This is a genomic window from Burkholderia sp. E168m22 (assembly GCF_001319805.1).
Classification (GTDB): domain Bacteria; phylum Pseudomonadota; class Gammaproteobacteria; order Burkholderiales; family Burkholderiaceae; genus Burkholderia; species Burkholderia orbicola.
Genome location: NZ_BBSK01000009.1, coordinates 58,459 through 81,690, shown reverse-complemented (window position 1 = coordinate 81,690; position 23,232 = coordinate 58,459). Strand labels below are relative to the sequence as shown.

The following is a 23,232-nucleotide window of genomic DNA, read 5'->3' as shown; positions in this document are numbered from 1 at the left end:
CGCAGGACACGAATTGCGATCACACCGCTCTATTTCTATGAAGCTGATTCTCCACATTGGCACCGAGAAGACGGGAAGCTCTTCACTGCAGCTCACGCTTGCACATCAACGAGACCGCCTCGCCACCCAAGGTGTATGGTACTCGCGAGTGCTAGGCGAATATGCTCATCGCAAACTGTCGCTCTATGGGAGGGACCCACTAAATGTGATGACGGACGACCGACTTGCCTCATTCGGCGTCCAAGACTCACAACAGTACGCGGCGCTTTGCGCGTCGATTGAAAGCGATCTACAGAGCGATGTCGATGCGGCACTATCCCGCAACTGCCGATACTTTATCGTCAGTTGTGAGTATTTCAGCAGTTTGTATCGCAATACAAATGAAACAGCTCGACTCGCCGACATGCTCTATCGGCACTTTGACGAAATCGAGGTCATTTGCTTTATTCGACCTCAGATCGATGTACTGATTTCCAGAATATCAACACTCGCCTGCGACGGGATCGAAATCAACGAGTCGATGATCCATGATCTCGCTGAAGACGAGCAGTATTTTAATTTCGACCTTTTACTTGATCGATGGGCAAATAGTTTCGGTCGGGATTCCATTAAACCGATTCCTTATAAACGGAATCGCGATACACTCGCATACCTAACGAACAAATTCGACATTCAGATTGAAGAAATTGGACTCGAACGTATCAACCAGTCTATTGACGTTGAATCGATTGCACTTCTGAATGCGGCTCGCTTATCGGGTAGCACACTCGAATCGGTTGCCACGTATCTCAAGGACTTCGGCGCGACAAACAAGCTCAGTTTGTCGCGCCACGATCAAGAGAGACTGCAATCAAAATTCGAAGAGAGCAACTTGGCACTTTGCTCGAAATGGCCGACGATTGCACCGGCGGATCTACAACCAAGCGATGTAGCGGAAGATGATGCCGGAAATCTCCATTTGCTCACTACAGCAGATCGGTTCGCACCGCAGCTTCGCTATGTGCTCGAACGCTTTCAGACCGAAGCGGCTTCACGCACTCGCCGGCACACCTTCGTGCGTGCGTGCGACTTCACGCTAGCCATTCCGGAGGGACACTTTGCAGCCCGCTATCTTCAGGATGGAGGACTTTTTCGACCACGATTTATTCCCTTGTTCGAAAGATTGCTGCATAACGGTCACGTGGTCATCGACGTCGGCGCCAACATCGGTTTCTTCAGTTTGCTCGCGGCACGACGCGTTGGGCCGAGCGGAAGAGTCATCGCCTTTGACCCGAGTGCCAAGGCGATCTCCGCACTGTTGCACGCGTCAGCCATCAACAATCTCTCCAATATCGAGGTGCACAACGTCGCGTTGTACGAGCGATTCGATACGCTGGCAATCGTTCACAACTTGGCATCGACCAACTGTGTCGTAAAGCCAGTCGGCGCGATACCGGGTCATTTGATTGACTACTCACAACTCGATCTTGTTTCCGCAATACAAGCTGACGCTGCGCTCTGCGATCTCACGCGCTGCGATCTCGTAAAGGTCGCCGTAGGCGGCAATGAACTTCCCGTCATGCGAGGTGCGCAAAGATTACTCGATCGATTTAAACCGGTCGTCTTGTCGGAGTACTCCCCCGCCTATCAAGCTGACGTCTCGAACACTTCACCCGATGCCTACTGGCAAGTATTCGCCGAACTCGGTTACCACTGCCGTCTCATCGGCGCGGACGGCCAATACGAAACCATGGCGGATTTATCACAATTGCTCGAACGTTACGAAGCGGAAGAACGAGCATGTGGAGGCGTGACTCACCTTGAGCTCTGCTTCGACCATCCGGCCTCGTCATTGCGGCTATTCGAATAAACGTCGGTATGTGCCTGACGCTTAAAGATCCGCTTCCATCGTCGTCGCCTCGAGTTCCGAGGCTTCCCATTGCCGTCCTACGGCAATGAGTTTTGCATTAAGCTGGGAACTAATTGACTGGATCCAGCGCTTATCAAAACGATGCACATGTACGAAATGCCGGAACAAGCCTATCGTCCATGATCCGTGTCGTTCAGCACTGGCCAAGAGCAGCGACCGAGCGTAGTGTTGAGATCCATTTCGAATATCCGCGCGCAGCTGGCGCACCGAAATCGGCACATCTTCGATTAGATCGCGAATCAACGTGCTGAGTCGACGACATTCGAATAGTGCAGTTGCACTGGGGTGCCCAGAGAAAGGCAATGCAATATCGTCGTGATTCTGAAAAACAAATTTCAGGCACTCTACATGGCGCCGATCAGAGGCCATCCTCGAATCATAAATGAAATACGCGTGTTGGCTGACTGGCTCACGCCATCTATGGGAGTAGCCCATACGGTGACGCACGTCATGCCATCGATCTTCGAATGACGTATCTGCCGGCCTTGGCGAGTATTGCGGACTAATTGCAATGACTTTATCCACATCGAATGCTTGAGCGAAATACAACGCAGCATATGCACCCATACTCGATCCATACGAAATACGTCGACTGTACCCTTTGAGCAAAGGGCGACAGTAATGCTCAATCATACCGGTGGTGATGTCCTGATACCAAATATTACGCTTCGGTTTAAAGCACAGTACATCCAAACCCAAGGATGAGAAATAATCCTCTCCAAATCCCGGCCTCTCGAAGCCAACATAGTCAAATGGCTGAAACGTAACAATAATCGTATCCGAACCAACAGATGTTAGCTCGGCAATCGTCTCCTCATTATCAAAAATTACTCGCTTGCAACGCTGACTATTAGCTTCCGTAGAAACGAGCTTTGTCACGCTAACCCGGTCAATGACCACCGTCGAGTGTGCGTCAACATGCGTGCGAATTTCGAGATCTTGACAAGGCACGTCGAGAGTGAAAATCAGGTTCCGAACCAACCCTCGGCTTGACGTGCTCGCTTCCATTTGAGCCACTACGTGCTTTCCAAGATCGACGGTCACCTCGACAAGACATATGCCGCCATCGGCAATCGTGCCCTCGCCGTCAATATCGACACGATATCGTCCCTTGTCCAAGGTCAAATACGGTCCGTAGGTCAACCAACCCGCGGCACCTGACGAGACGAGCCGACCGCCTTTGAAGGCACCCACGACAGACTTGATCTCCTGCTCAGCCGCCAGTAATGAGCAAATTGTCTCGGCAGCCGATGCCGGCGCAGTGGTGGTTGCGATCCCATTCGACTCATCCGATCGATTGCCACCGAACAACTTTGCTGCTCGCCTCAACAACATCATTGATATCTTGCCTCTATCGAAATATTTCGAAACGACCGTGCGCCCGGGTCGATATGAACATCAAGGTAATATACGGTTATACATTGCTTGCAGGCGGTCGGCATAAGCTGCTGAATCGAACATTTGAGCACGTGCGACTCCACGTACCGCAAGTTGAGCTCGCAACCCAGCGTCCTGTTCGAGTTGACGCAAGCCATGAGCAATCGAGTTCACGTCGTACGGATCGACAATTACGCTGGCATCTCCAGCGATTTCCGGCAGCGAACCGCCCGTCGAGCATAACGTAGGGGTACCAAGCTGCATGGCCTCGAGAATTGGCAGGCCAAATCCCTCGTATAGCGACGGAAACACCACAGCCTTGGCCGCGCGAATAAGGCTGATCAGGAATGAGCGCGGCGTGTAGTCGAATACATGAATTCGACGCCTCAGGTCTGGCCGCTGCTTCAGCATTGCGTTAATGAGTTTCATTTCCTCATCCGCCTTCCATGCGAGCGAACCGACAATAACCAACTGCGTGTTCAATCGAGCAGAGAGAAATGCCTCGACCAGACGCCCAACATTCTTCTTCGGCTCAATTGCACCGAAGAACAAGAAATAACTCCGAGGCTCCAGTCCAAAAACCCCCTCGACCTCAAGCTCCGCATCATACAGACTCTTGCCAGCGGCCACGTCGCTTGTATCAACAGCCTGATAGGTGTTGCTGACGTGTTGCGGCGACGTACCGAACAATTCAATAATATCCGCCTTGGAACGCTCCGACACCGTACAGATGTGGGCGCTCGTTTCAAGGCAAGACTTGATCAATCGGTAGTAATAGCGCTTGTTGTCGAGAGTGGTGTACGGCAATCGCAGCGGTACGAGGTCGTGAATCGTGTAGACGTTAGGTACACCCTCTATGCGAATAGGAAGTGGGTAGGTCCAATGCATCACGTCCGGCTTTTGTGGAAGGCGAATCGTGAGGAATTTTCCATAGCGCCGGAAATGCGCACGCGCGACAGAAAAGAGATCTGTCACATTCCAAATATCGGATTCTCTCGGTAACCGCTCCGCAAAACGGGCAGTTTCCACCTTCCCCGAGATTAATATGGGGCTGGCTTCATAGCCGAACGGAGCCGACAGTGTCGACTTCACGTAAGACACGGTAGTCTGGAGCAACTTGCGATTCGGCGTTGTTCCACCAAGATAGTCGAAGAACGATATCTCACGCAGCAACGGAAGCAGCTTCGGCGAAATTGGGGCACCATATAGTGTCTGGGTACGCCCCCCCATCTGACTCACGTGATTCGCGAGATTGCGAGCGTAGGTGGCAACGCCCGTTCCGCGTTGGAGCGCAAGATTGTGTCCGTCGATAGCAACAACTTTATTCATTGAAACGGGTCACAACATAGATATCTTGATCAGATGGCCAGCGCATGGGCCGCTCGACCGCACAATAGGTGACGGCCGACATCCAGTGCGATGGACGTACACAACTATTTGAAATTCTGGACGCCGGTCACGACCGGATAGGCGACCGAAAATACAAGATTCAGCACCTTTTGAATTTCAGTAACCGGTGCGTTCGAGACATAGAGCAAGTCCTTATTATCCATCATGAAACTCTGCGCGACGAAGAATGCATTCGGATCACGCAAATTCACTCGATAAATAACCGGAACTTTGCCGTCGGCCGTAGTTCGGACAGGTGAATTGGGCCATGTAATCGCATTCTGATCTTCCAGTCGGAAAATAAATACGCCCTGTGCATCGGAGCGCGAGTCCTCCAATCCCCCGGCCCTCGCCAACGCTTGCGCCAGTGTGATCCCCTGCGCTTCGAAGTTAACCTCTTGATTCTTGCCGGTAGCTCCAAGCGCCGTAAAGCTGTATGGCTGATATAACGCTGTCACGACATCGCCGGCTCGCAACACGACATTTTGGCGAGGATCCCGGATGATCGCTTCCAGCGGCTGCGAAACGACGGTGTTACCCCGCGTAACTTGTATCGTCACTTTATTGATCGACTCGCGCACGCCGCCTGCCGTCGCCAGCGCGTCAAGTAGGCGCTCACCACGCGCGGTCAGTTGCATCCTGTTGCTGGCGGCGACATCGCCGACGATGGTCACATACGACGTCACATTCTTGGACAACTTGACAAGAACTTGCGGGTTGTGAGCCATGCCGCGCAGCCTTGCGGCGATACGCTCCTGCAATTGCGAGGACGTACTACCGGCGGCCTTGACCGCGCCGATAAAGGGCACATTTATATTGCCATCAGCGTCGATCATCTGATCCGGCAGGACCGTAACACGCGCGCCATTCACGCCGCTGGCCGACTCAAGCTGCTGGCCCGCACCAAACAAAGCCGCAGGCGGCGCCTCCCAAATCGACACGGAAACGGTATCGCCAGTCCCGAGTTGCTGCTGGAATTCCGCCCCTCCGCCAAGCGTCGAAAAAAAGTCAGTTTGCTTGCGATCTGCATACAACTGGCGTGCAACTTCATCCGTTACATCGACGATCTGGATGCCGGAAGCGTTATTCCGGGCCTGCCCTGCACCATCGATCTGAGCTCTACTTGGGCCCGACGTCGGAATTGCAGAACAGCCTGCAAGCCATACGACGCCGCAGCAGAGCAATCGCCCACCGATACCTCGAAACAAATGCAGCATTTTTGACACACGTGATTGAGTTCGGCGCAAATTGTCTCACGTAGTCCATTAGAATGAAGCGCAGAAGCAAAAAAACCACGCTCGAAGTGCGTACGCGTCTCGATTGACTAGCACACAAATGTAACAGCAGTGTTGAATATCTTCCTTGATGTCTCCCGCCTGATGACGCGGTTGTACGATGGACTGCGCCCTACCGGGGTCGATCGTGTCGGGCTCGCTTACATCCAGCGATACGGAACAAACGCGCGCGCGGTGCTAAGTGAGCAGGGCTTCTGTTCCATCTTGTCCGCCGCCGATACGCGTGCGACCTTCGACCTACTACTCTCCTCAAAAATCGACCGCTGGGCGATACGCAAAATTGTGGCGCGAGCATGCATGCAGAGCGTCTCGAGACAGGCAACGAACGGCGGCATATTGCTACATACCAGTCACAACGGGATGGAGCACGGCCGTTACTATGACGCTCTGGCGCGTCGAAATATTCGCCCGGTCTTCTTGATTCATGATTTGATTCCTGTAACTCATGCCGAATTTTGTCGCCCTGGCGTCGATACATTGCATCGTCATAGAATCGATACCGCGCTGCGACGTGCTGCTGGACTGATCGCGAACTCCGATGCCACCCTGGAGAGTCTTTTAGCAGAGGCAGTAAAAGCGGGCATAACAAAACCTCCACCTACTGTGGTCGCGCGCCTGGCGCCGGGTACAGTAGAGTGCTCGTCATCTCCGGCCCCCATCGACGAGCCGTATTTCGTTATGTTGGGCACGATCGAACCTCGCAAGAATCACTGGTTCATCCTTCATGTCTGGCGGCGTCTTGTTGAACAGATGGGTAACGACGCACCCAAGCTTGTCATTATCGGTCGACGTGGCTGGGAATGCGAAAACGTTATAGATATGCTCGAGCGCTGTGAGCCGCTGCGTCGAGTGGTCATCGAAGAATCGGACTGCAGCGATATACAACTCAACGCGTGGCTGCAGCACGCGCGCGCGTTGTTGTTCCCTTCTTTCGTCGAAGGTTACGGCATGCCGCTTGTGGAAGCTTTGGGCCTCGGTGTACCAGTAATCGCGAGTGACCTCCCGGTGTTCCACGAGATTGCGTCGGATTTCCCCACGTATCTTGATCCGCTAGATGGTCCCGGCTGGTATGCCAATATCCGGGCCTATATGGAATATGACAGCCCTGAGCGTCGCCATCGGATTCAAAAAATCGCTAGCTTCCGCACGCCAACATGGAGCGAACATTTCGAGCAAGTTGATAGCTTTCTCGATTCGCTACGTTAAATGATGCCCCCGTCACACTCCTACTTCACGTCGGCGGCCGATCGCGAATTCAACGTGCGTTCGGTCGTTCGCGGCAGACGACTGATCGGATGGATGACCGGTAGGTCGCCGCTGATCTGGGTAGACACGTTGGTGGGTCGCATTGCGGCTCGTTCGGCACTCGTCGTCGGAGCCGCAATGCAAGCGACCTATCCCGGACCGATACTTGGGCACCGCAAGCAACATGCGCCGCCACTTTCGTGGTTCGTGTGTCCTGATGATTGCATCTCTCGCGGCGGATTCGTTGCCGCACTGGAGTCGCAACTTGTGCGCTCCTCAGATGCCACGCCAAAGGAACATATAGAGGATGCCATCGCCCGCGTTCTCGAAACGGATGCTCTCCATATCCGTCATCGCGTCAGCCCATTGCCGAAACAATGGCATGATTCATGTGCCACCTCACGAGTCGTTTTGCTGGACGAGCGCACAACTACTCACATTGACTACTGCACGTCGCGCGTCTCTCGAAGAGCGGCCTTCACTGAAATGGTGGCCAATGCACGCCGTTCGCATCCTGACGCACAATTCTGGCTACTGAGGTCGGCAGACTCCGGCCAAGGCACTTGGCTGTCAAGCCAAACGACACTGCCCCCGGATACGGCCTTACTCGAAGTCGACCACTCACTATACGAAATGCTCGATCGAATAGATGCAGTGTATGTCGTCGGCGCCTCGGAAGGAATGGCCGCTCTGTTGGCAGGCATTCCAACTCATGTCTTTGGAACCCCTTACTATTCGGGCTGGGGTCTCACTCAAGACTATGCGGTGATGCCCGAACGCACGGCGCGCCCTACGCGCAACACGTTCTTCAACGTAGTGTTTCAACAGCTTGCTCGTTACCTCGATTCGACCACCGGTCAGCCGGGTTCGCTGGACGCGACGCTGGATAGTGTCGCCCTGCAGCACTCGGTCGCTACTCGCTTCTTCGACTTGACGGCGATCGCCGCTTTGCGCTTTCAGTGGTGGAAACGCTCCTATGCCACTCCTTACCTGCGTGCTGGGGGCAGCAACCTCCGTTGGGTTGGAAAAACCGGAGACGTTGGCTCTAACGAGACCGCAGCCGTTTGGGGTGGCCGCACCGCAGTCGGTTTGCCCACCGGCACGCGCGTGGTTCGTATAGAGGACGGCTTTCTGCATTCGGCGGGTCTCGGCTCGGACATGTCAGCGCCGTATAGCCAGGTACTCGATTTTCAGGGAATCTACTTCGACGCCACCCGTCCAAGTGACTTGACCACGATACTCAATACGGCGCAGTTTGATGAACGGGAACTCGAGCGCGCAGCAGCGTTGCGCCACGCTATCGTGCGATTCGGGCTGACCAAATACAATCTTGGCAGGCGAGCGCCCGTCTGGCGCGCCCCGTCGGGAAGACGCATTGCATTGGTTGCTGGCCAGGTTGCGGATGACGCTTCTATCCGGCTGGGAACCGGGAGTATCGCAACAACCGAAGCCTTGCTTAAGGAGGTGCGTTCGCGCTATCCCGACACGTTCATCGTGTATAAGCCGCATCCTGACGTGATGTCCGGAAATAGACCCGGTGTCATCGATGGCGCGAAACTCGCTGACATCGTCGATGACCGAGCAGACCTCGTATCGCTCATCGCCGCAGTAGACGAAGTCCATACGCTGTCTTCATTGACAGGCTTCGAAGCATTGTTACGTGGTAAAGAAGTGTACACCTATGGACTGCCGTTCTATGCTGGCTGGGGGCTCACCCACGACGCGCTACCCCAGCCCTGGAGAGCCCGAACGCTGACGCTCGACATGCTGACAGCCGGCGTATTGATCCGGTATCCAATCTATTGGGACTGGGATCTCGCACTATTCACCAGCCCCGAGGCGGTCGTTCTGCGGTTATCGCAGATAGCCAATCGCCCTCTTGGCGAAATCCGCAAGGACCACAAACGCTTTTTCGTCAAAGCCGCACGATGGAGCCGTAATGTGCTTTGGCATGCGTTATGGCACTGCCGACACCGCCCAACCGACAACTCCCAACCGAGGCGGCGCAGGCAGACGTAAAGGGCTTTCAACGATATCGCATTTCACCCTTTCCTCTATGTCGGTCGAAAACTGATATCAGAGGTAATTCAACTCGAGGCATCCTATGATTTATCCGGTCATCCTATGCGGTGGTAGCGGCACTCGGCTCTGGCCGATGTCACGCGGCGGCTATCCCAAACAGTACCTGAAACTCACGGGTGACAGTACGCTCGTGCAGCAAACAGCGCTACGCCTGCGCAATATACCGGACGCTATTAACCCGATCGTCGTCACGAACAATGAGCAACGCTTCTTGGTCGCGGAACAACTTCGACAGATCGGCGTCGTGCCATCTTCGATCGTGCTTGAGCCGATCGCTCGTAACACAGCACCGGCGATAGCAATCGCCGCTCTATTGGCACAACAGAGCAATCCTGATGCACTGCTTCTAGTGCTGCCGTCCGATCATGTCATCCAAAACGAAGCTGCCTTTGTAGCAACAACCGCAGAAGCAGCATCGATTGCCAAGCAGGGGCATCTCGTCACCTTCGGCATCAAACCGGCCGAACCACATACCGGTTATGGCTATATCCGTCGCGGATTGCCCGTGGCCGACGGCATTTCGGCTTTTCAGGTCGATGCGTTCGTCGAAAAACCCGACGCACCGACGGCCGAACGCTTCCTCAGCGACGGCAACTACTACTGGAACAGCGGCATGTTCATGCTGAAGGCGTCCACGTACATGGAAGAGCTGCATCGCCATGCACCGGAAATCGCCCGCCATGCAGAACTCGCGTTCGAATCCGCCAAGCGCGACAACGACTTCGTCCGCCTCGACGCAGACGTGTTCGCCGCCTGCCCGAACGTCTCGATCGACTACGCGGTGATGGAGAAGACCGAGCGCGCCGCAGTCGTCGCGGCGGCGGACCTCGGCTGGAACGACATCGGATCGTGGAGCGCGCTTGCTGACATTGCAGAAGCTGACGAACAAGGCAACGCGCTGATCGGCGACATCTTCACCGACTCGGTAAAGAACTCGTACATCCGCGCCGAACACCGGATGGTCGCCGCCCTCGGCCTCGACAACATCGTGATCGTGGAAACCGCCGACGCCGTGCTCGTCGCGCATCGCGACAAAGCCCAGGACGTCAAGAAAATCGTCGAATGGCTGAACGCGTCCGGCCGCCACGAATCGGTCACGCACCGCCGCGTCGTGCGCCCATGGGGCTCGTACGAAGGCATCGACCAGGGCGATCGCTTCCAGGTCAAGCGCATCATCGTGAACCCGGGCGCACAGCTGAGCCTGCAGATGCACCACCATCGCGCCGAACACTGGATCGTCGTGAAGGGCACGGCGATGGTCACGAACGGCGACAAGGAGATCATGCTGACCGAGAACCAGTCGACCTACATCCCGCTCGGCGCGACCCACCGTTTGACGAACCCCGGCAAGATCCCGCTCGAACTGATCGAGGTCCAGTCGGGCGCGTATCTCGGCGAGGACGACATCGTCCGCTTCGAGGACACCTACGGACGCGCAGCGAAGTAAACACCGCAACTTCGGGGTCGCGCGCCGCAACCGGCGTCAATCCGATGCGCCAGACGGGCAGCACGCACAGGCGTCCTGCCCGTTTTTCATTACGTCAACCAATGTCAGCCCGGTTGCCCGCCCGTCCCAGGTCAGGTTATAAAAGCGCCTCCCATTCCGGTGCATGCGCCGCCCCTTTACCCTTGACTTCGGAGAACGCATGATCGATCTCGCCACCGCCCAGCAATTCCTGATGACCCGCGGCCTCGACTTCGGCCTCAACCTCCTCGCGGCCATCGCGCTGTGGTTCGTCGGCCGCTGGGCGATCCGCATCGGAACCCGCCTGCTCGGCAAGGTCGTTCGCCGCAGCGGCAAGGTCGACCCGACGCTCACCGACTACCTGACTTCCGTCGTCGGCGTGCTGCTGACGATCCTGCTGATCCTCGCGATCCTGCAGATCTTCGGCGTGCAGACCACCTCGTTCGCCGCGTTGCTCGCCGGCCTCGGCCTCGCGATCGGCACGGCCTGGGGCGGCCTGCTCGCGCATTTCGCCGCCGGCGTGTTCATGCAGGTGCTGCGCCCGTTCAAGATCGGCGACGTGATCAGCGCGGGCGGCGTCACGGGCACGGTGAAGGAGCTCGGCCTATTCGGCACGACGATCATCACCGCCGACAACATCGTGACGATCGTCGGCAACAACAAGATCTTCTCGGACAACATCGCGAACTACAGCGCGACGCCGCATCGTCGCGTCGACCTGACCGCGAAGATCGCGCACAGCGTCGACGCGGCCGATGCGATCAACCGCCTGAAGATGCAGATCCAGCTGGTGCCGAACGTGCTGAAGGTGCCGGCACCGGACGTCGGCGTGCTGCAGTTCACGCCGGAAGGCCCGCTGCTGTTCGTGCGCCCGTCGACTCAGCCGGAGAACTACTGGCAGGTGTACTGCGACACCAATCGCGTGATCCTCGATACGTTCCGCGAAGCCGGCTATCCGACGCCGGAAACCCCGGTCTCGCAACGCAACGCGTAACGGACGCGGCGGCCGAGCCGCATGGACGAAAAAAAAGCCCCCGCTCAGCGCCCGCCCGCCTTCGGCGCCCCGTCCGACCCCCGCCCCCGCACGAGCTTCCACACCGCACCCAGCGCGACCGGCACGATCGCCGCGCCGATCCCGACCAGCACGATGACATTCAGGTACTGGCGAATGAACGGAATGTTGCCGAAGAAATAGCCGAGCAGCACGAGCAGCAGCACCCACACCAGCGCGCCGATCACGTTGAACAACTGGAAGCGCGCGACGCTCATCGACGAAGCCCCCGCGACGAACGGCGCGAACGTGCGCACGACCGGGATGAAGCGCGCGAGCACGATCGTCTTGCCGCCGTGCTTGTCGTAGAACGAGTGGGTCTTCTGCAATGCGGCGCGATCGAGGAACCGCTCGAGCACCGGGATATGCGTATTGAACACCTTCGGGCCGACCCAGCGGCCGATCAGGTAGTTCACGGTGTTGCCGGAAATCGCCGCGACGAGCAGCAGCACGATCAGCAGGCCGACGTTCATTTCGCCCGTGGCCGCGAACGCGCCGCCGATGAACAGCAGCGAATCGCCGGGCAGGAACGGGAACACGACGAGCCCCGTCTCGCAGAACACGATCAGGAACAGGACGAGATAGACCCACGCGCCGTACTGCCGGATGAAATCGCCGAGGAAAGCGTCGATATGCAGGACAAGGTTGACGAAATGAAGCAGCGTATCCAAATGCGATTCCTCGAAGGCGATGGGGCCGGAACGGCCGGGACAGGCCAGACATGGCCGAGGCGGCCGCCAGCCAAGGCGGCGCGTGCAACGGGGTGATGATACCGAAACTACCTTAAGGCTCCGTGAAAAAACGTAACGGCCGGCCGCGCCGGCACGCGTTCGCCGCCTCGCTATAATTCGGCCATGTCCGATATCACCGAAACGGCCGCGGGCGCCGCGCCCGCCCCCGCCGCGCGCCCGCTGCGCGCGATCCAGCCCCTGCCCGACCAGCTGATCAGCCAGATCGCCGCCGGCGAGGTCGTCGAACGCCCGGCGTCGGTCGTCAAGGAGCTGCTCGAGAACGCGATGGACGCCGGCGCGACGACGCTGCGCATCGTGCTGGAAGAAGGCGGCGTCAAGCGCATCTCGATCACCGATGACGGCTGCGGGATTCCGCCCGACGAACTGGCGCTCGCGCTGATGCGCCACGCGACCAGCAAGATCCGCTCGCTCGAGGAGCTCGAGGCAGTCGCGACGCTGGGGTTTCGCGGTGAAGCGCTCGCGTCGATCGCGTCGGTGGCCGAAATGTCGATCACGAGCCGGACGGCCGATGCCGCGCATGCGATGAAGATCGACGCGCAGACGGGCGTGCTGTCGCCCGCCGCCGGCTCGATCGGCACGACGATCGAGGTGCGCGAGCTGTACTTCAACACGCCCGCGCGGCGCAAGTTCCTGAAGAGCGAGCAGACCGAATTCGGCCACTGCCTGGAAATGATCCGTCGTGCGGCGCTCGCGCGGCCGGACGTCGCGATCTCGGTGCTGCACAACGGCAAGGCCGTCGAGCACTGGAACGCGACCGAGCCCGCGCAGCGCGTCGCGAAGATCCTCGGCGAGAGCTTCGCGACCGCGCACCTGCCGCTCGACGAGCAGGCCGGCCCGCTCGCCGTCTACGGCTGCGCCGGCCTGCCGACCGCGAGCCGCGGGCGCGCCGACCAGCAGTATTTCTTCGTGAACGGGCGCTTCGTGCGCGACAAGCTACTGACGCACGCTGTGCGCGCGGCCTACGAGGACGTGCTGCACGGCGACCGCTACCCGTCGTACGTGCTGTTCCTCGACCTGCCGCCCGAAGCCGTCGACGTGAACGTGCATCCGTCGAAGATCGAAGTACGGTTCCGCGATTCGCGCTCGATCCACCAGTACGTGTTCCATGCGGTCCAGCGCGCGCTCGCGCGCCACGCGGGCGCGTCGCCGGAAACCACCGCGGGCGGCCATGCCGCACATCTCGAGCCCGCGTCGCGCGGGCCGGCGTCGTTCCTCGACACGCCGCTCGGTCAGGGCACAAGCCACACGACCGGCGGCACGGGCGGCAGCGGCTTCTCGTCGCCATCGTCTTCATCGTCGGCGGGCAACACGTGGATGCGCCAGGCGCGGATGACGCAGGGCACGCTGCCCGTCGCGCAGCCGCTCGCGCTCTACGACGCGCTGTTCGGCCGCAAGGACAGCGGCGCGGGCACGCCGGACGGCACGACGCTCATCGCGCGCGATGCGGCCGATTCCACCGACGCCCCGGTCGCGCCGCTGCCGGGCTTCGCCGCGGCGCCGCTCGCCGCTGGCGCGCACGACGAGCAACCGCTCGGCTTCGCGCTCGGCCAGATCCACGGCATCTACGTGCTCGCGCAGAATGCGTACGGGCTCGTGATCGTCGACATGCACGCGGCCCACGAACGAATCCTGTACGAGCAGTTCAAGAACGCGCTCGCCGACCGCACGGTCGCCGTGCAGTCGCTGCTGCTGCCGATCTCGATGACGGCCACGCCGGTCGAGATCGGCACGGTCGAGGAAGAGCGCGACACGCTCGAATCGCTCGGCTTCGACCTCGCGGTGCTGTCGCCGACGACGCTCGCGATCCGCGCGGTGCCGGCGCTGCTGAAGGACGCCGACCTGCAGTCGCTCGCGCGCGCGGTGCTCGCCGACCTGCATGCGTTCGGCGGCTCGCGCGTGCTCACCGAGCGCCAGCACGAACTGCTCGGCACGCTCGCGTGCCATCACGCGGTGCGCGCGAACCGGCGCCTGACGCTCGACGAGATGAACGCGCTGCTGCGCCAGATGGAGGCGACCGAGCGCGCGGACCAGTGCAATCACGGCCGGCCGACCTGGTATCAGCTCACGCTGAACGATCTGGACCGTCTCTTCATGCGCGGGCAATGAGCGCTTCCTCGCAGTCCCGCCCGACGACGATCGCCTGCCTGCTCGGCCCCACCGCTTCCGGCAAGACCGCGGCGGCGCTGGCGCTCGCCGCGCGCCGCCCGATCGAGATCGTCAGCGTCGATTCGGCGCTCGTCTACCGCGACATGGATATCGGCACCGCGAAACCGTCGCGCGACGAGCGTGCGAGCGTGCCGCATCACCTGATCGACATCATCGACCCGGCCGACGCGTATTCGGCCGCGGAATTCCGCGCCGACACGCTCCGGCTGATCGGCGAGATCGTCGCGCGCGGCCGCACGCCGCTGCTCGCGGGCGGCACGATGCTGTACTACAAGGCGCTGACGCAAGGGCTCAACGACTTGCCGGGCGCCGACCCGGAAGTCCGCGCGGCACTCGACGCCGACGCCGCGCGCGACGGCTGGCCCGCGCTGCACGCGCGGCTCGCGCAGGTCGATCCCGACACGGCCGCGCGGCTCGCGCCGAACGATTCGCAGCGAATCCAGCGTGCACTGGAAATCTTCATGCTGAGCGGACAGCCGATGTCGGCGCTGCTCGCCGCACCGCGCCGCACCGATGATGCAGCCGCCGCGTACCGCTTCGTGCCGGTCGCGCTCGAGCCGTCGGACCGCGCGGTACTGCACGCGCGGATCGCGCAGCGCTTCGACGCGATGCTCGACGCGGGCTTCATCGACGAAGTCGAACGGCTGCGCCGCCGCGACGATCTCCATCCCGACCTGCCGTCGATGCGCTGCGTCGGCTACCGACAGGCATGGGAATTCCTCGAAGGCGACACCGACTACCGGACGATGCGCGACAAGGGCATCTTCGCGACACGCCAGCTGTGCAAGCGCCAGATCACGTGGCTGCGCGCGATGCCGGAGCGGATCGTCATCGACTGCATCGCGCCGGATTCGACGGCCCGCGCGCTCGACGCGCTCGAACGCGTGCTCGACGGCCGCACGCCGGACTAGCCGCTCAACCGGCCCGACGCGCCGCCAGGCGCGCGCGCGCGCCGTCGACGATCCATGCGATACCGCGCTCGAACGCTTCGTCGCCGCTGCGCTCGCGCAGCGCGGCCCAGCCTTGCGCGAACAACGGGTATTCGGCTGCATCCGGCAGCAGCGCATCGGTGTCGCCGTCCGGCCGCGCCTGCTCTTCCAGCACCCATCCGACCACGAAGCGCCCGATCGCGACCATCACGTCGACCGCCTCGTCCGGCTTGAAACCCGCTTCACCGAGCAGCGCGACCTTGCGTTCGATCGAACTGAAATGCAGCGCGCGCGGTCGCGTGCCGGCGTGCAGGCGCGCGCCGTCGCGATAGGCGAGCAGCGCGCGGCGAAAACTGCGCGCGTTCTCGGCGAGCCACACATCCCACACGTCGCCCAGTCGGGGCAGCGACTCACCGTGGCGCTCCAGCATGATCGCCTCGGCCATCGCGTCGAGCAGCTCGGCCTTGTTCCTGAAATGCCAGTACAGCGTCGGCGACTGCACGCCGAGCCGCTCGGCGAGCCGCCGCGTGGACAGCCCGTCGATCCCCACCTCATCCAGCAATTCGAGCGCCGCGCGCAATACCGTGTCGCGCGTCAGTCGCGCGCCTGTGTCCTTCATCTCTATCACCGATAGGGAAACTGTGGAATACTGTGCACTCTATCATTGATAGAGTGATGCTCTTGAACCCGTCCCTGATTGCCATCCTGGCCACGGTCCTGCTCGACGCGATCGGCGTCGGGATAGTGATGCCGATCCTGCCCGGGCTGCTGCGCTCGCTCGCCGCCGCGGGCAACACCGACACCCATTACGGCATCCTGCTCGCGCTGTACGCGTTCGCGCAGTTCCTGTGTGCGCCGCTGCTCGGCGCGCTGAGCGACCGTTTCGGCCGCCGTCCCGTACTGCTCGCGTCGCTCGCCGGCGCCGCGCTCGACTATCTGCTGATGGCGCTCGCGCCGACGCTCGCGTGGCTTTACGTCGGCCGGCTGATCGCGGGTATCACCGGCGCGAACGTCGCGGTCGCGACTGCGTACGTGACCGACGTGACGGCCGAGCCCGACCGCGCACGGCGCTTCGGCCAGCTCGGCGCGATGATGGGCATCGGCTTCATCGCCGGCCCGTTGATCGGCGGGCTGCTCGGCGTGCTGCATCTGCGTGCGCCGTTCGTCGCGGCCGCGTTGCTCAACGCGCTGAATCTCCTGCTCGTGTGGCGCGTGCTGCCGGAATCGCGGCCGCGTTCGGCCCGCGAAGGCCAGGCAGTCGGCGCGCTCAACCCGTTCGCGAGCCTGCGCCGGCTGAGCGGCGCGCCCGCGCTCGCGCCGCTGGTCGGCATCTACGTGATCGTGGCGCTCGTGTCGCAGGCGCCCGCGACGCTGTGGATTCTCTACGGCCAGGAACATTTCGGCTGGTCGACACCGGTCGCGGGGTTGTCGCTCGCCGGTTACGGCGCATGCCACGCGCTCGCGCAGGCGTTCGCGATCGGGCCGCTGATCGCGCGGCTCGGCGAGCGGCGCGCGCTCGCGCTGGGCCTCGCGGGCGATGCGCTCGGGCTGGCGATCATCGCGTTCGCGACCGCCGCCTGGGTGCCCTTCGCGCTGCTGCCGCTGTTCGCGGCCGGCGGCATGACGCTGCCGGCATTGCAGGCGATGCTCGCGCGGCAGGTCGACGATGCGCGCCAGGGCGAACTGCAAGGCACGCTGGCGAGCGTGGCGAGCCTGATCGGCGTCGCGGGGCCGCTGGTCGTCACCGCGACCTACGCGGCGACGCGTGCGACCTGGCCGGGGCTCGTGTGGGCCGCGGCCGCGCTGCTGTACCTGCTCGTGCCGCCGTTGCTGGCCGGCGCGCGCCCGGCGAACGCGCCGCGAGCGTCCGCATAAGCGTCGGCGTGCGCCGTCGCGCTGAGCCCGCGACCGTCCGAAAAAAAACCGCCCGGATCGCTCCGGGCGGCTTTTCCTGCTGCATCTGCTTGCCCTGCGTCAGACCACGACCGTCTGCGCCTCGCCTTCGCGGGTCGCACGCACGGTGCCGATCTTCCACACCTGTTCGCCTGCAGCGGTCAGGTCGGCGATCGCTGCGTCGGCATCGACCGCCGACACGATCACGGCCATGCCGATCCCGCAGTTGAACACGCGGTGCATTTCCGCGTCGGCGACGCCGCCGTGCTCCTGCAGCCACTTGAACAGCGGCGGCAGCGGCCATGCTTTCTGGTCGAGCTCGGCAGTGAGGCCTTCGCGCAGCACGCGCGGGATGTTCTCGACGAGGCCGCCGCCCGTAATGTGCGCCATGCCCTTCACCGACAGCTTCTGCATCAGCGCGAGCAGCGGCTTCACGTAGATGCGCGTCGGCGCCATCAGCGCGTCGGCCAGCGAGCGGCCATGGAAATCGGCGGACAGATCCGGGTTCGCGCGCTCGATGATCTTGCGCACGAGCGAGAAGCCGTTCGAGTGGATGCCGCTCGACGCGAGGCCCAGCACCACGTCGCCTTCGGCGATCGTGCTGCCGTCGATGATCTTGCTCTTCTCGACCGCGCCGACCGCGAAGCCGGCCAGATCGTATTCGCCGTCCGGGTACATGCCCGGCATTTCGGCCGTTTCACCGCCGATCAGCGCGCAGCCCGACAGTTCGCAGCCCTGCGCGATGCCCTTGACGACCGTTGCGGCCGTGTCGACGTCGAGCTTGCCGCACGCGAAGTAGTCGAGGAAAAACAGCGGCTCGGCGCCCTGCACGAGGATGTCGTTGACGCTCATCGCGACCAGATCCTGGCCGACGGTGTCGTGTTTGTTCAGATGAAACGCGAGCTTGAGCTTGGTGCCGACGCCGTCGGTGCCCGACACGAGCACGGGCTCCTTGTACTTCTTCGGCACTTCGAACAGCGCGCCGAACCCGCCGATGCCGCCGAGCACGCCGTCGCGCAGGGTTTTCTTCGCAAAAGGCTTGATCTTGTCGATGAGCGCGTCGCCTGCGTCGATGTCGACACCTGCGTCGCGATAGGACAGACCCTGAGCGTCGGGAGCGGATTTCGGAGGATTCATGGGGGAATGCGAGAAGGTCGGTAAAATGCGATTTTACCCGAAGCCGGCCCGTTGGCCGGAATTCCCAGCACCGAATCGTCAGGGATTGCATCTTGGTCAACACGTCCCCGTTTTCATCGCCGGGCGAAGCGCGCCGAAACCCGCGCCGCGCCGCCGTGCGTACGGTCGCGCGTGAAGCCAGCCGAGGCGCCTTCCCCCGCGCGTGCCCGGCGTACGGCACGCGTTTTTTCAACCGATCCGCATTGTGACTGCTGTGTCCCGTCAACTGACGCTCGATCTCGGCACGCCGCCGCCCGCCACGTTCGACAACTTCATCATGAGCGACGAGAACGACGAGCTCGTCACGCGCCTGCAGAAGCTCGATCTCGCGCTCGCGGCCGGCCCCGTGCCGGACCGGTCGTTCTACATCTGGGGCGAGCCGGGCAGCGGCCGCACCCACCTGCTGCAGGCGCTCGTGAGCGACGCGTCGTACGGCTATGCGCGCTACCTGACGCCGCAGAGCCCGCTCGGCGCGTTCACGTTCGACCCGCGCATCGGCATCTATGCGATCGACGACTGCGACCGGATGAGCGACACGCAGCAGGTCGCGCTGTTCAACCTGTTCAACGAAGTGCGCGCGCACCCGTCGAGCGCGTTCGTCGCGGCGGGCCCGGCGGCGCCGCTCGCGCTCGACGTGCGCGAGGATCTGCGCACGCGCCTCGGCTGGGGGCTCGTGTTCCACCTGTCACCGCCGTCCGACGCCGGCAAGATCGCCGTGCTCAAGCTCGCGGCGAAGGAGCGCGGGATCGCGCTCACCGACGACATCGCCGCGTACCTGCTGACCCATTTCCGCCGCGACATGCCGAGCCTGATGGCGCTGCTCGACGCGCTCGACCGCTTCTCGCTCGAGCAAAAGCGAGCGGTCACGCTGCCGCTGCTGCGCCGGATGCTCGCGCGTCCCGGCGACGACATCACACCACCGGGCACGGGCCCGAACCGCTTCGAGTAAAATGCGCTTCCATGACTAATCTGGCACTCTTTGACCTCGATCACACGCTGATCCCGACCGATAGCGACCACGAATGGGGTCGCTTCATGGTGAAGCTCGGCATCGTCGACGCGGAAAGCTTCTCGCGTCAGAACGACCAGTTCTTCGCCGACTACAAGGCCGGCCAGCTCGACATCCACGCGTACCTGTGCGCGATGCTCACGCCGCTCGCGAAGTATTCGCGCGCGCAGCTGGCCGAATGGCACGAGCAGTACATGCACGAGGTGATCCGGCCGGCGATGACGCCCGCCGCGCTCGAACTGGTACGCAAGCACCTCGATGCGGGCGACCTGTGCTGCGTCGTGACGGCGACCAACGAATTCATCACGCGCCCGATCGCGACCGCGTTCGGCGTCGACACGCTGATCGCGTGCGAGGTCGAAACGACCGACGGGCACCCCGATTCGCCGTACACGGGCCGGCCGACCGGCACGCCGAGCTATCGCGAAGGCAAGATCGTGCGCACCGAAGCGTGGCTCGCGTCGCTCGGCAAGCATTGGGACGACTTCGAACACAGCTATTTCTACAGCGACTCGCACAACGACATCCCGCTGCTCGAGAAAGTCACCGACCCGATCGCGACCAACCCTGACGACACGCTGCGCGCGCATGCAAGCAACCGCGGCTGGCGTATCCTCGATCTCTTCTGAACGTCGTGATCAAAAAATTCATTCGCAAGCTCCTCGGCCAGGACGAAACCGAGCAAACGCATCCCGCAGCGGCCCCGGCCGACGAAGCGGCCCCTGCTGCCCCGCGCGCCCCGAAGGGCGCCCGCGGCGGCGGCGCGAAGAAACCGCGCAGCAACCATGAGCCGACCGTCGTGCCGGCCAGCGTGCACGGCATCAACCCGGCGCTGATCTCGAAGAACGCGGTGCGCGTGACCGACACGCTGCAGCAGGCGGGTTTCCGCGCGTTCATCGTCGGCGGCGCCGTGCGCGACCTGCTGCTCGGCATCGCGCCGAAGGATTTCGACGTCGCGACCGACGCGACGCCGACCGAGGTGCAGCGCCTGTTCCGCCGCGCGCGCCTGATCGGCCGCCGCTTCCAGATCGTCCACGTGCAGTTCGGCCAGGACCTGATCGAAGTGTCGACGTTCCGCGCGCTGGTCGACGCGCCGCCCGAGGCGGCCGCGGCCACGGCCGAGCCGCCGCGGCGCCTGAAGCGCGACGAACTCGATCGCCGCACGCATGCGGTCGACGCCAGCGGCCGCGTGCTGCGCGACAACGTGTGGGGCGAGCAGCACGAGGACGCCGCGCGCCGCGACTTCACGATCAACGCGATGTACTACGACCCGTCGACGCAGACGGTGCTCGACTACCACGACGGGATGGCCGACGTACGCGCCCGCCTGTTGCGGATGATCGGCGATCCGGCCACGCGCTTTCGCGAGGATCCGGTGCGGATGCTGCGCGTCGTGCGCTTCGCGGCGAAGCTCGGCTTCGAGATCGAGCCGCATACGCGCGAGCCGATCCACGCGCTCGCCGACCTGATCAACAACGTGCCCGCCGCACGCCTGTTCGACGAAATGCTGAAGCTGCTACTGTCGGGCCACGCGCTCGCGTGCCTGCAGCGGCTGCGCAAGGAAGGCCTGCATCACGGGCTGCTGCCGCTGCTCGACGTCGTGCTCGAACAGCCGCAGGGCGAGAAGTTCATCACGCTCGCACTGAACAACACCGACGCGCGCGTGCGCGCCGGCAAGCCGGTGTCGCCGGGCTTCCTGTTCGCGACGCTGCTGTGGCACGACATGCGCCAGCGCTTCGAGCAATACACGGCCGCGGGCGAAATCCCGGTGCCGGCGCTCCATCGCGCGATGGACGACGTGCTCGACATGCAGACCGAGAAACTCGCGATCCACAAGCGTTATTCGGCCGACATGCGCGAGATCTGGGGCCTGCAGCTGCGCCTCGAGAAGCGCTCGGGCCGCAGCGCGATGCGGCTGCTGGAACACCAAAGGTTTAGAGCGGGGTATGATTTCCTCCTGTTACGCTGCGAATCCGGCGAGCTCGATGCGGAAGTCGGACAGTGGTGGACGGATTTCATCGAAGGCGACGCGGCCGCTCGCGAGGCATTGCTCACGCAGGGCGGCTCGAAGGAAAAATCGCCCCGCAAGCGGCGCCGCCGCGGCGGTGCGCGAAACCGCCAGCAGGGTGAAGGTGCCGCCGAGCAGGCGCCGGACACCGCAGGCGGTACCGCGAGCGGTTCCGACGACTGACGCGCGCGCCGGCGAACGACGTAGGAAGTGATGCCATGACGGTTGCATATATCGGACTGGGGGCGAATCTCGGCGATGCGCGCCAGACCCTGAAGGACGCGGTGGTGTGCCTCGCGCAGCAGCGCACCATCTCGATCCTCGGCAAGTCGAGCCTGTATCGCACGGCGCCTTTCGAAGCGGGCGGCGACGACTACTACAACTGCGTCGTCAAGCTCGACACGACGCTGTCGGCCCGCGAGCTGCTCGCGCTCTGCCAGAAGATCGAACATCACTTCGGCCGCGAGCGCCCGTATCGCAATGCACCGCGCACGCTCGACCTCGACATCCTGCTGTTCGGCGCCGATTCGATCGACGAACCCGACCTGATCGTCCCGCACCCGCGCCTCACCGACCGCGCATTCGCGCTCGTGCCGCTCGTCGAGATCGAGCCGGCGCTCGACATCCCCGCGCGCGGCCGTGCCGACGCCTTTCTCGCCGCCGTCGCGGATCAGCGCGTCGAAAAGGTGCAAACCTGCCAGTGCCTGATGCAGAAGGCGCTCGCTGCCGGCGAAGACGCCGACAAGACCCGCTGCCGATGAACTCGACTCCGCTGACCGTCACCGCGCCCGACCTGCGCGCCCCGCACCGCTATCTCGTGATCGAAGGGCCAATCGGCGTCGGCAAGACGTCGCTCGCGCGCCTGCTCGGCGAGCGCTGGTCGATGCAGACGCTGCTCGAGCGCCCGCAGGACAATCCATTCCTCGAACGCTTCTACCGCGACACCGCGCGCTACGCGCTGCCGGTCCAGCTGTCGTTCGCGCTGCAGCGCGCGCAGCAGGCGCGCGAGCTGATCGGCGCGCTCGACACCGGCCGCCCCGTCATCGCCGATTTCATGCCGCAGAAGAACGACATCTTCGCAAGGCTGAACCTGCCGGAAGACGAGTGGCAGCTGTATCGCTCGATCGCCACGCACGTCGACGTGCCGCAGGCGCCGTCGCCCGATCTCGTCGTCTATCTGCAGGCCAGCCCCGAAGTGCTGTTCTCGCGCATCCAGAAGCGCGGGCTGCCGATGGAACTGCAGATCAGCGACGCGTACCTGCGCTCGCTCGTCGACGCGTACAACGAATTCTTCTACCACTATGACCGCACGCCGGTGCTGACGGTCGCAGCCGAACACCTGAACCCGCTGGATTCCCCCGACGATCTCGCCCTGCTGGTCGAGCGCATCGAGACGATGCGCGGCCGCAAGGAATTCTTCGTCAAGGGCGAGACGACGCGCTGACGCGTCCCGCCTGTCGTTCTACCCCCATCGACCCGGATTTCC

At 62.2% G+C, this 23,232-nt stretch carries 19 protein-coding genes; 13 read left to right on the top strand and 6 right to left on the bottom strand.

From position 1 onward, the window contains the following. The first annotated feature begins 37 nt into the window (after window positions 1–37). Window positions 38–1,849, top strand: coding sequence for an FkbM family methyltransferase (locus AP428_RS01165; protein WP_231691671.1), 1,812 nt, complete (start codon window positions 38–40; stop codon window positions 1,847–1,849). Between the two features lie 21 nt (window positions 1,850–1,870). Here AP428_RS01165 and AP428_RS36550 read toward each other — a convergent pair whose 3' ends face one another. The 3 genes from AP428_RS36550 to AP428_RS01155 form a co-directional block, all read right to left on the bottom strand. Beyond that, entirely contained in the window at window positions 1,871–3,247 is a 1,377-nt protein-coding gene (locus tag AP428_RS36550) for a hypothetical protein (RefSeq protein WP_156349289.1), read from the bottom strand. Window positions 3,248–3,307: 60 nt separating this feature from the next. After that, window positions 3,308–4,615, bottom strand: coding sequence for a glycosyltransferase family 1 protein (locus AP428_RS01160; RefSeq protein WP_054927396.1), 1,308 nt, complete (start codon window positions 4,613–4,615; stop codon window positions 3,308–3,310). A gap of 104 nt (window positions 4,616–4,719) precedes the next feature. Continuing rightward, window positions 4,720–5,892, bottom strand: coding sequence for a polysaccharide biosynthesis/export family protein (locus AP428_RS01155; protein ID WP_050780481.1), 1,173 nt, complete (start codon window positions 5,890–5,892; stop codon window positions 4,720–4,722). Between the two features lie 162 nt (window positions 5,893–6,054). Between AP428_RS01155 and AP428_RS34435 the strand changes: the two genes are divergently transcribed. The 4 genes from AP428_RS34435 to AP428_RS01130 all read left to right on the top strand — a co-directional run bounded on the left by AP428_RS34435 (window position 6,055) and on the right by AP428_RS01130 (window position 11,756). Further along, on the top strand, window positions 6,055–7,176 hold the full coding sequence (locus tag AP428_RS34435; RefSeq protein ID WP_082409265.1) for a glycosyltransferase family 1 protein: 1,122 nt from the start codon (window positions 6,055–6,057) through the stop codon (window positions 7,174–7,176). Then, complete coding sequence (locus AP428_RS01140; protein ID WP_054927393.1) at window positions 7,177–9,234, top strand: capsular biosynthesis protein; 2,058 nt, start codon at window positions 7,177–7,179, stop codon at window positions 9,232–9,234. Between the two features lie 85 nt (window positions 9,235–9,319). Further along, complete coding sequence (locus tag AP428_RS01135) at window positions 9,320–10,744, top strand: mannose-1-phosphate guanylyltransferase/mannose-6-phosphate isomerase (RefSeq protein WP_012327950.1); 1,425 nt, start codon at window positions 9,320–9,322, stop codon at window positions 10,742–10,744. 199 nt (window positions 10,745–10,943) lie between these two features. Beyond that, window positions 10,944–11,756, top strand: coding sequence for a mechanosensitive ion channel family protein (locus AP428_RS01130; RefSeq protein WP_054927392.1), 813 nt, complete (start codon window positions 10,944–10,946; stop codon window positions 11,754–11,756). A 44-nt stretch (window positions 11,757–11,800) separates the two neighbouring features. Here AP428_RS01130 and AP428_RS01125 read toward each other — a convergent pair whose 3' ends face one another. After that, entirely contained in the window at window positions 11,801–12,484 is a 684-nt protein-coding gene (locus tag AP428_RS01125) for a DedA family protein (RefSeq protein ID WP_054927391.1), read from the bottom strand. Between the two features lie 183 nt (window positions 12,485–12,667). On the opposite strand from AP428_RS01125, the gene mutL reads away from it, so the two are divergent. Further along, entirely contained in the window at window positions 12,668–14,671 is a 2,004-nt protein-coding gene (mutL, locus tag AP428_RS01120; RefSeq protein ID WP_054927390.1) for a DNA mismatch repair endonuclease MutL, read from the top strand. Continuing rightward, window positions 14,668–15,642 (top strand): tRNA (adenosine(37)-N6)-dimethylallyltransferase MiaA, encoded by a 975-nt coding sequence (miaA, locus tag AP428_RS01115; RefSeq protein WP_054927389.1) that lies wholly within the window; start codon window positions 14,668–14,670, stop codon window positions 15,640–15,642. Before mutL ends, miaA begins: the two co-directional genes overlap by 4 nt. Window positions 15,643–15,646: 4 nt before the next feature. On the opposite strand, the gene tetR is transcribed toward miaA, so the two are convergent. Then, the gene (tetR, locus tag AP428_RS01110) at window positions 15,647–16,279 is read right to left on the bottom strand and encodes a tetracycline resistance transcriptional repressor TetR (RefSeq protein ID WP_054927388.1); all 633 of its coding nucleotides are present in this window, start codon (window positions 16,277–16,279) and stop codon (window positions 15,647–15,649) included. Window positions 16,280–16,341: 62 nt separating this feature from the next. On the opposite strand from tetR, the gene tet reads away from it, so the two are divergent. Next, window positions 16,342–17,535 (top strand): Tet(A)/Tet(B)/Tet(C) family tetracycline efflux MFS transporter, encoded by a 1,194-nt coding sequence (tet, locus tag AP428_RS01105; protein ID WP_374105007.1) that lies wholly within the window; start codon window positions 16,342–16,344, stop codon window positions 17,533–17,535. Window positions 17,536–17,634: 99 nt separating this feature from the next. On the opposite strand, the gene purM is transcribed toward tet, so the two are convergent. Beyond that, window positions 17,635–18,690, bottom strand: coding sequence for a phosphoribosylformylglycinamidine cyclo-ligase (purM, locus tag AP428_RS01100; RefSeq protein WP_054927386.1), 1,056 nt, complete (start codon window positions 18,688–18,690; stop codon window positions 17,635–17,637). Between the two features lie 253 nt (window positions 18,691–18,943). Between purM and hda the strand changes: the two genes are divergently transcribed. The 5 genes from hda to AP428_RS01075 are packed head-to-tail and all read left to right on the top strand — an operon-like array spanning window position 18,944 to window position 23,190. Beyond that, complete coding sequence (gene hda / locus AP428_RS01095) at window positions 18,944–19,678, top strand: DnaA regulatory inactivator Hda (protein WP_012327945.1); 735 nt, start codon at window positions 18,944–18,946, stop codon at window positions 19,676–19,678. Between the two features lie 11 nt (window positions 19,679–19,689). Continuing rightward, window positions 19,690–20,367 (top strand): HAD family phosphatase, encoded by a 678-nt coding sequence (locus AP428_RS01090; RefSeq protein ID WP_006476830.1) that lies wholly within the window; start codon window positions 19,690–19,692, stop codon window positions 20,365–20,367. Window positions 20,368–20,372: 5 nt separating this feature from the next. After that, window positions 20,373–21,929: a polynucleotide adenylyltransferase PcnB gene (gene pcnB, locus AP428_RS01085; RefSeq protein ID WP_012327944.1), complete on the top strand. Its 1,557-nt coding sequence runs from the start codon at window positions 20,373–20,375 to the stop codon at window positions 21,927–21,929. Between the two features lie 35 nt (window positions 21,930–21,964). Next, the gene (gene folK, locus AP428_RS01080) at window positions 21,965–22,507 is read left to right on the top strand and encodes a 2-amino-4-hydroxy-6-hydroxymethyldihydropteridine diphosphokinase (protein ID WP_006476832.1); all 543 of its coding nucleotides are present in this window, start codon (window positions 21,965–21,967) and stop codon (window positions 22,505–22,507) included. Then, a complete protein-coding gene (locus AP428_RS01075) occupies window positions 22,504–23,190 on the top strand; it encodes a deoxynucleoside kinase (protein WP_054927385.1) in 687 nt (228 codons plus the stop codon). The genes folK and AP428_RS01075 overlap by 4 nt, the downstream gene beginning before the upstream one ends. Window positions 23,191–23,232: the final 42 nt, after the last annotated feature.

Excerpts from the sequence above, each read along its gene's own strand:
- AP428_RS01165 (WP_231691671.1), top strand. The coding sequence starts at position 38 with ATGAAGCTGATTCTCCACATTGGCACCGAGAAGACGGGAAGCTCTTCA.
- AP428_RS36550 (WP_156349289.1), bottom strand. The coding sequence starts at position 3,247 with ATGATGTTGTTGAGGCGAGCAGCAAAGTTGTTCGGTGGCAATCGATCG.
- AP428_RS01160 (WP_054927396.1), bottom strand. The coding sequence starts at position 4,615 with ATGAATAAAGTTGTTGCTATCGACGGACACAATCTTGCGCTCCAACGC.
- AP428_RS01155 (WP_050780481.1), bottom strand. The coding sequence starts at position 5,892 with ATGCTGCATTTGTTTCGAGGTATCGGTGGGCGATTGCTCTGCTGCGGC.
- AP428_RS34435 (WP_082409265.1), top strand. The coding sequence starts at position 6,055 with ATGACGCGGTTGTACGATGGACTGCGCCCTACCGGGGTCGATCGTGTC.
- AP428_RS01140 (WP_054927393.1), top strand. The coding sequence starts at position 7,177 with ATGATGCCCCCGTCACACTCCTACTTCACGTCGGCGGCCGATCGCGAA.
- AP428_RS01135 (WP_012327950.1), top strand. The coding sequence starts at position 9,320 with ATGATTTATCCGGTCATCCTATGCGGTGGTAGCGGCACTCGGCTCTGG.
- AP428_RS01130 (WP_054927392.1), top strand. The coding sequence starts at position 10,944 with ATGATCGATCTCGCCACCGCCCAGCAATTCCTGATGACCCGCGGCCTC.
- mutL (WP_054927390.1), top strand. The coding sequence starts at position 12,668 with ATGTCCGATATCACCGAAACGGCCGCGGGCGCCGCGCCCGCCCCCGCC.
- miaA (WP_054927389.1), top strand. The coding sequence starts at position 14,668 with ATGAGCGCTTCCTCGCAGTCCCGCCCGACGACGATCGCCTGCCTGCTC.
- tetR (WP_054927388.1), bottom strand. The coding sequence starts at position 16,279 with ATGAAGGACACAGGCGCGCGACTGACGCGCGACACGGTATTGCGCGCG.
- purM (WP_054927386.1), bottom strand. The coding sequence starts at position 18,690 with ATGAATCCTCCGAAATCCGCTCCCGACGCTCAGGGTCTGTCCTATCGC.
- AP428_RS01090 (WP_006476830.1), top strand. The coding sequence starts at position 19,690 with ATGACTAATCTGGCACTCTTTGACCTCGATCACACGCTGATCCCGACC.
- folK (WP_006476832.1), top strand. The coding sequence starts at position 21,965 with ATGACGGTTGCATATATCGGACTGGGGGCGAATCTCGGCGATGCGCGC.
- AP428_RS01075 (WP_054927385.1), top strand. The coding sequence starts at position 22,504 with ATGAACTCGACTCCGCTGACCGTCACCGCGCCCGACCTGCGCGCCCCG.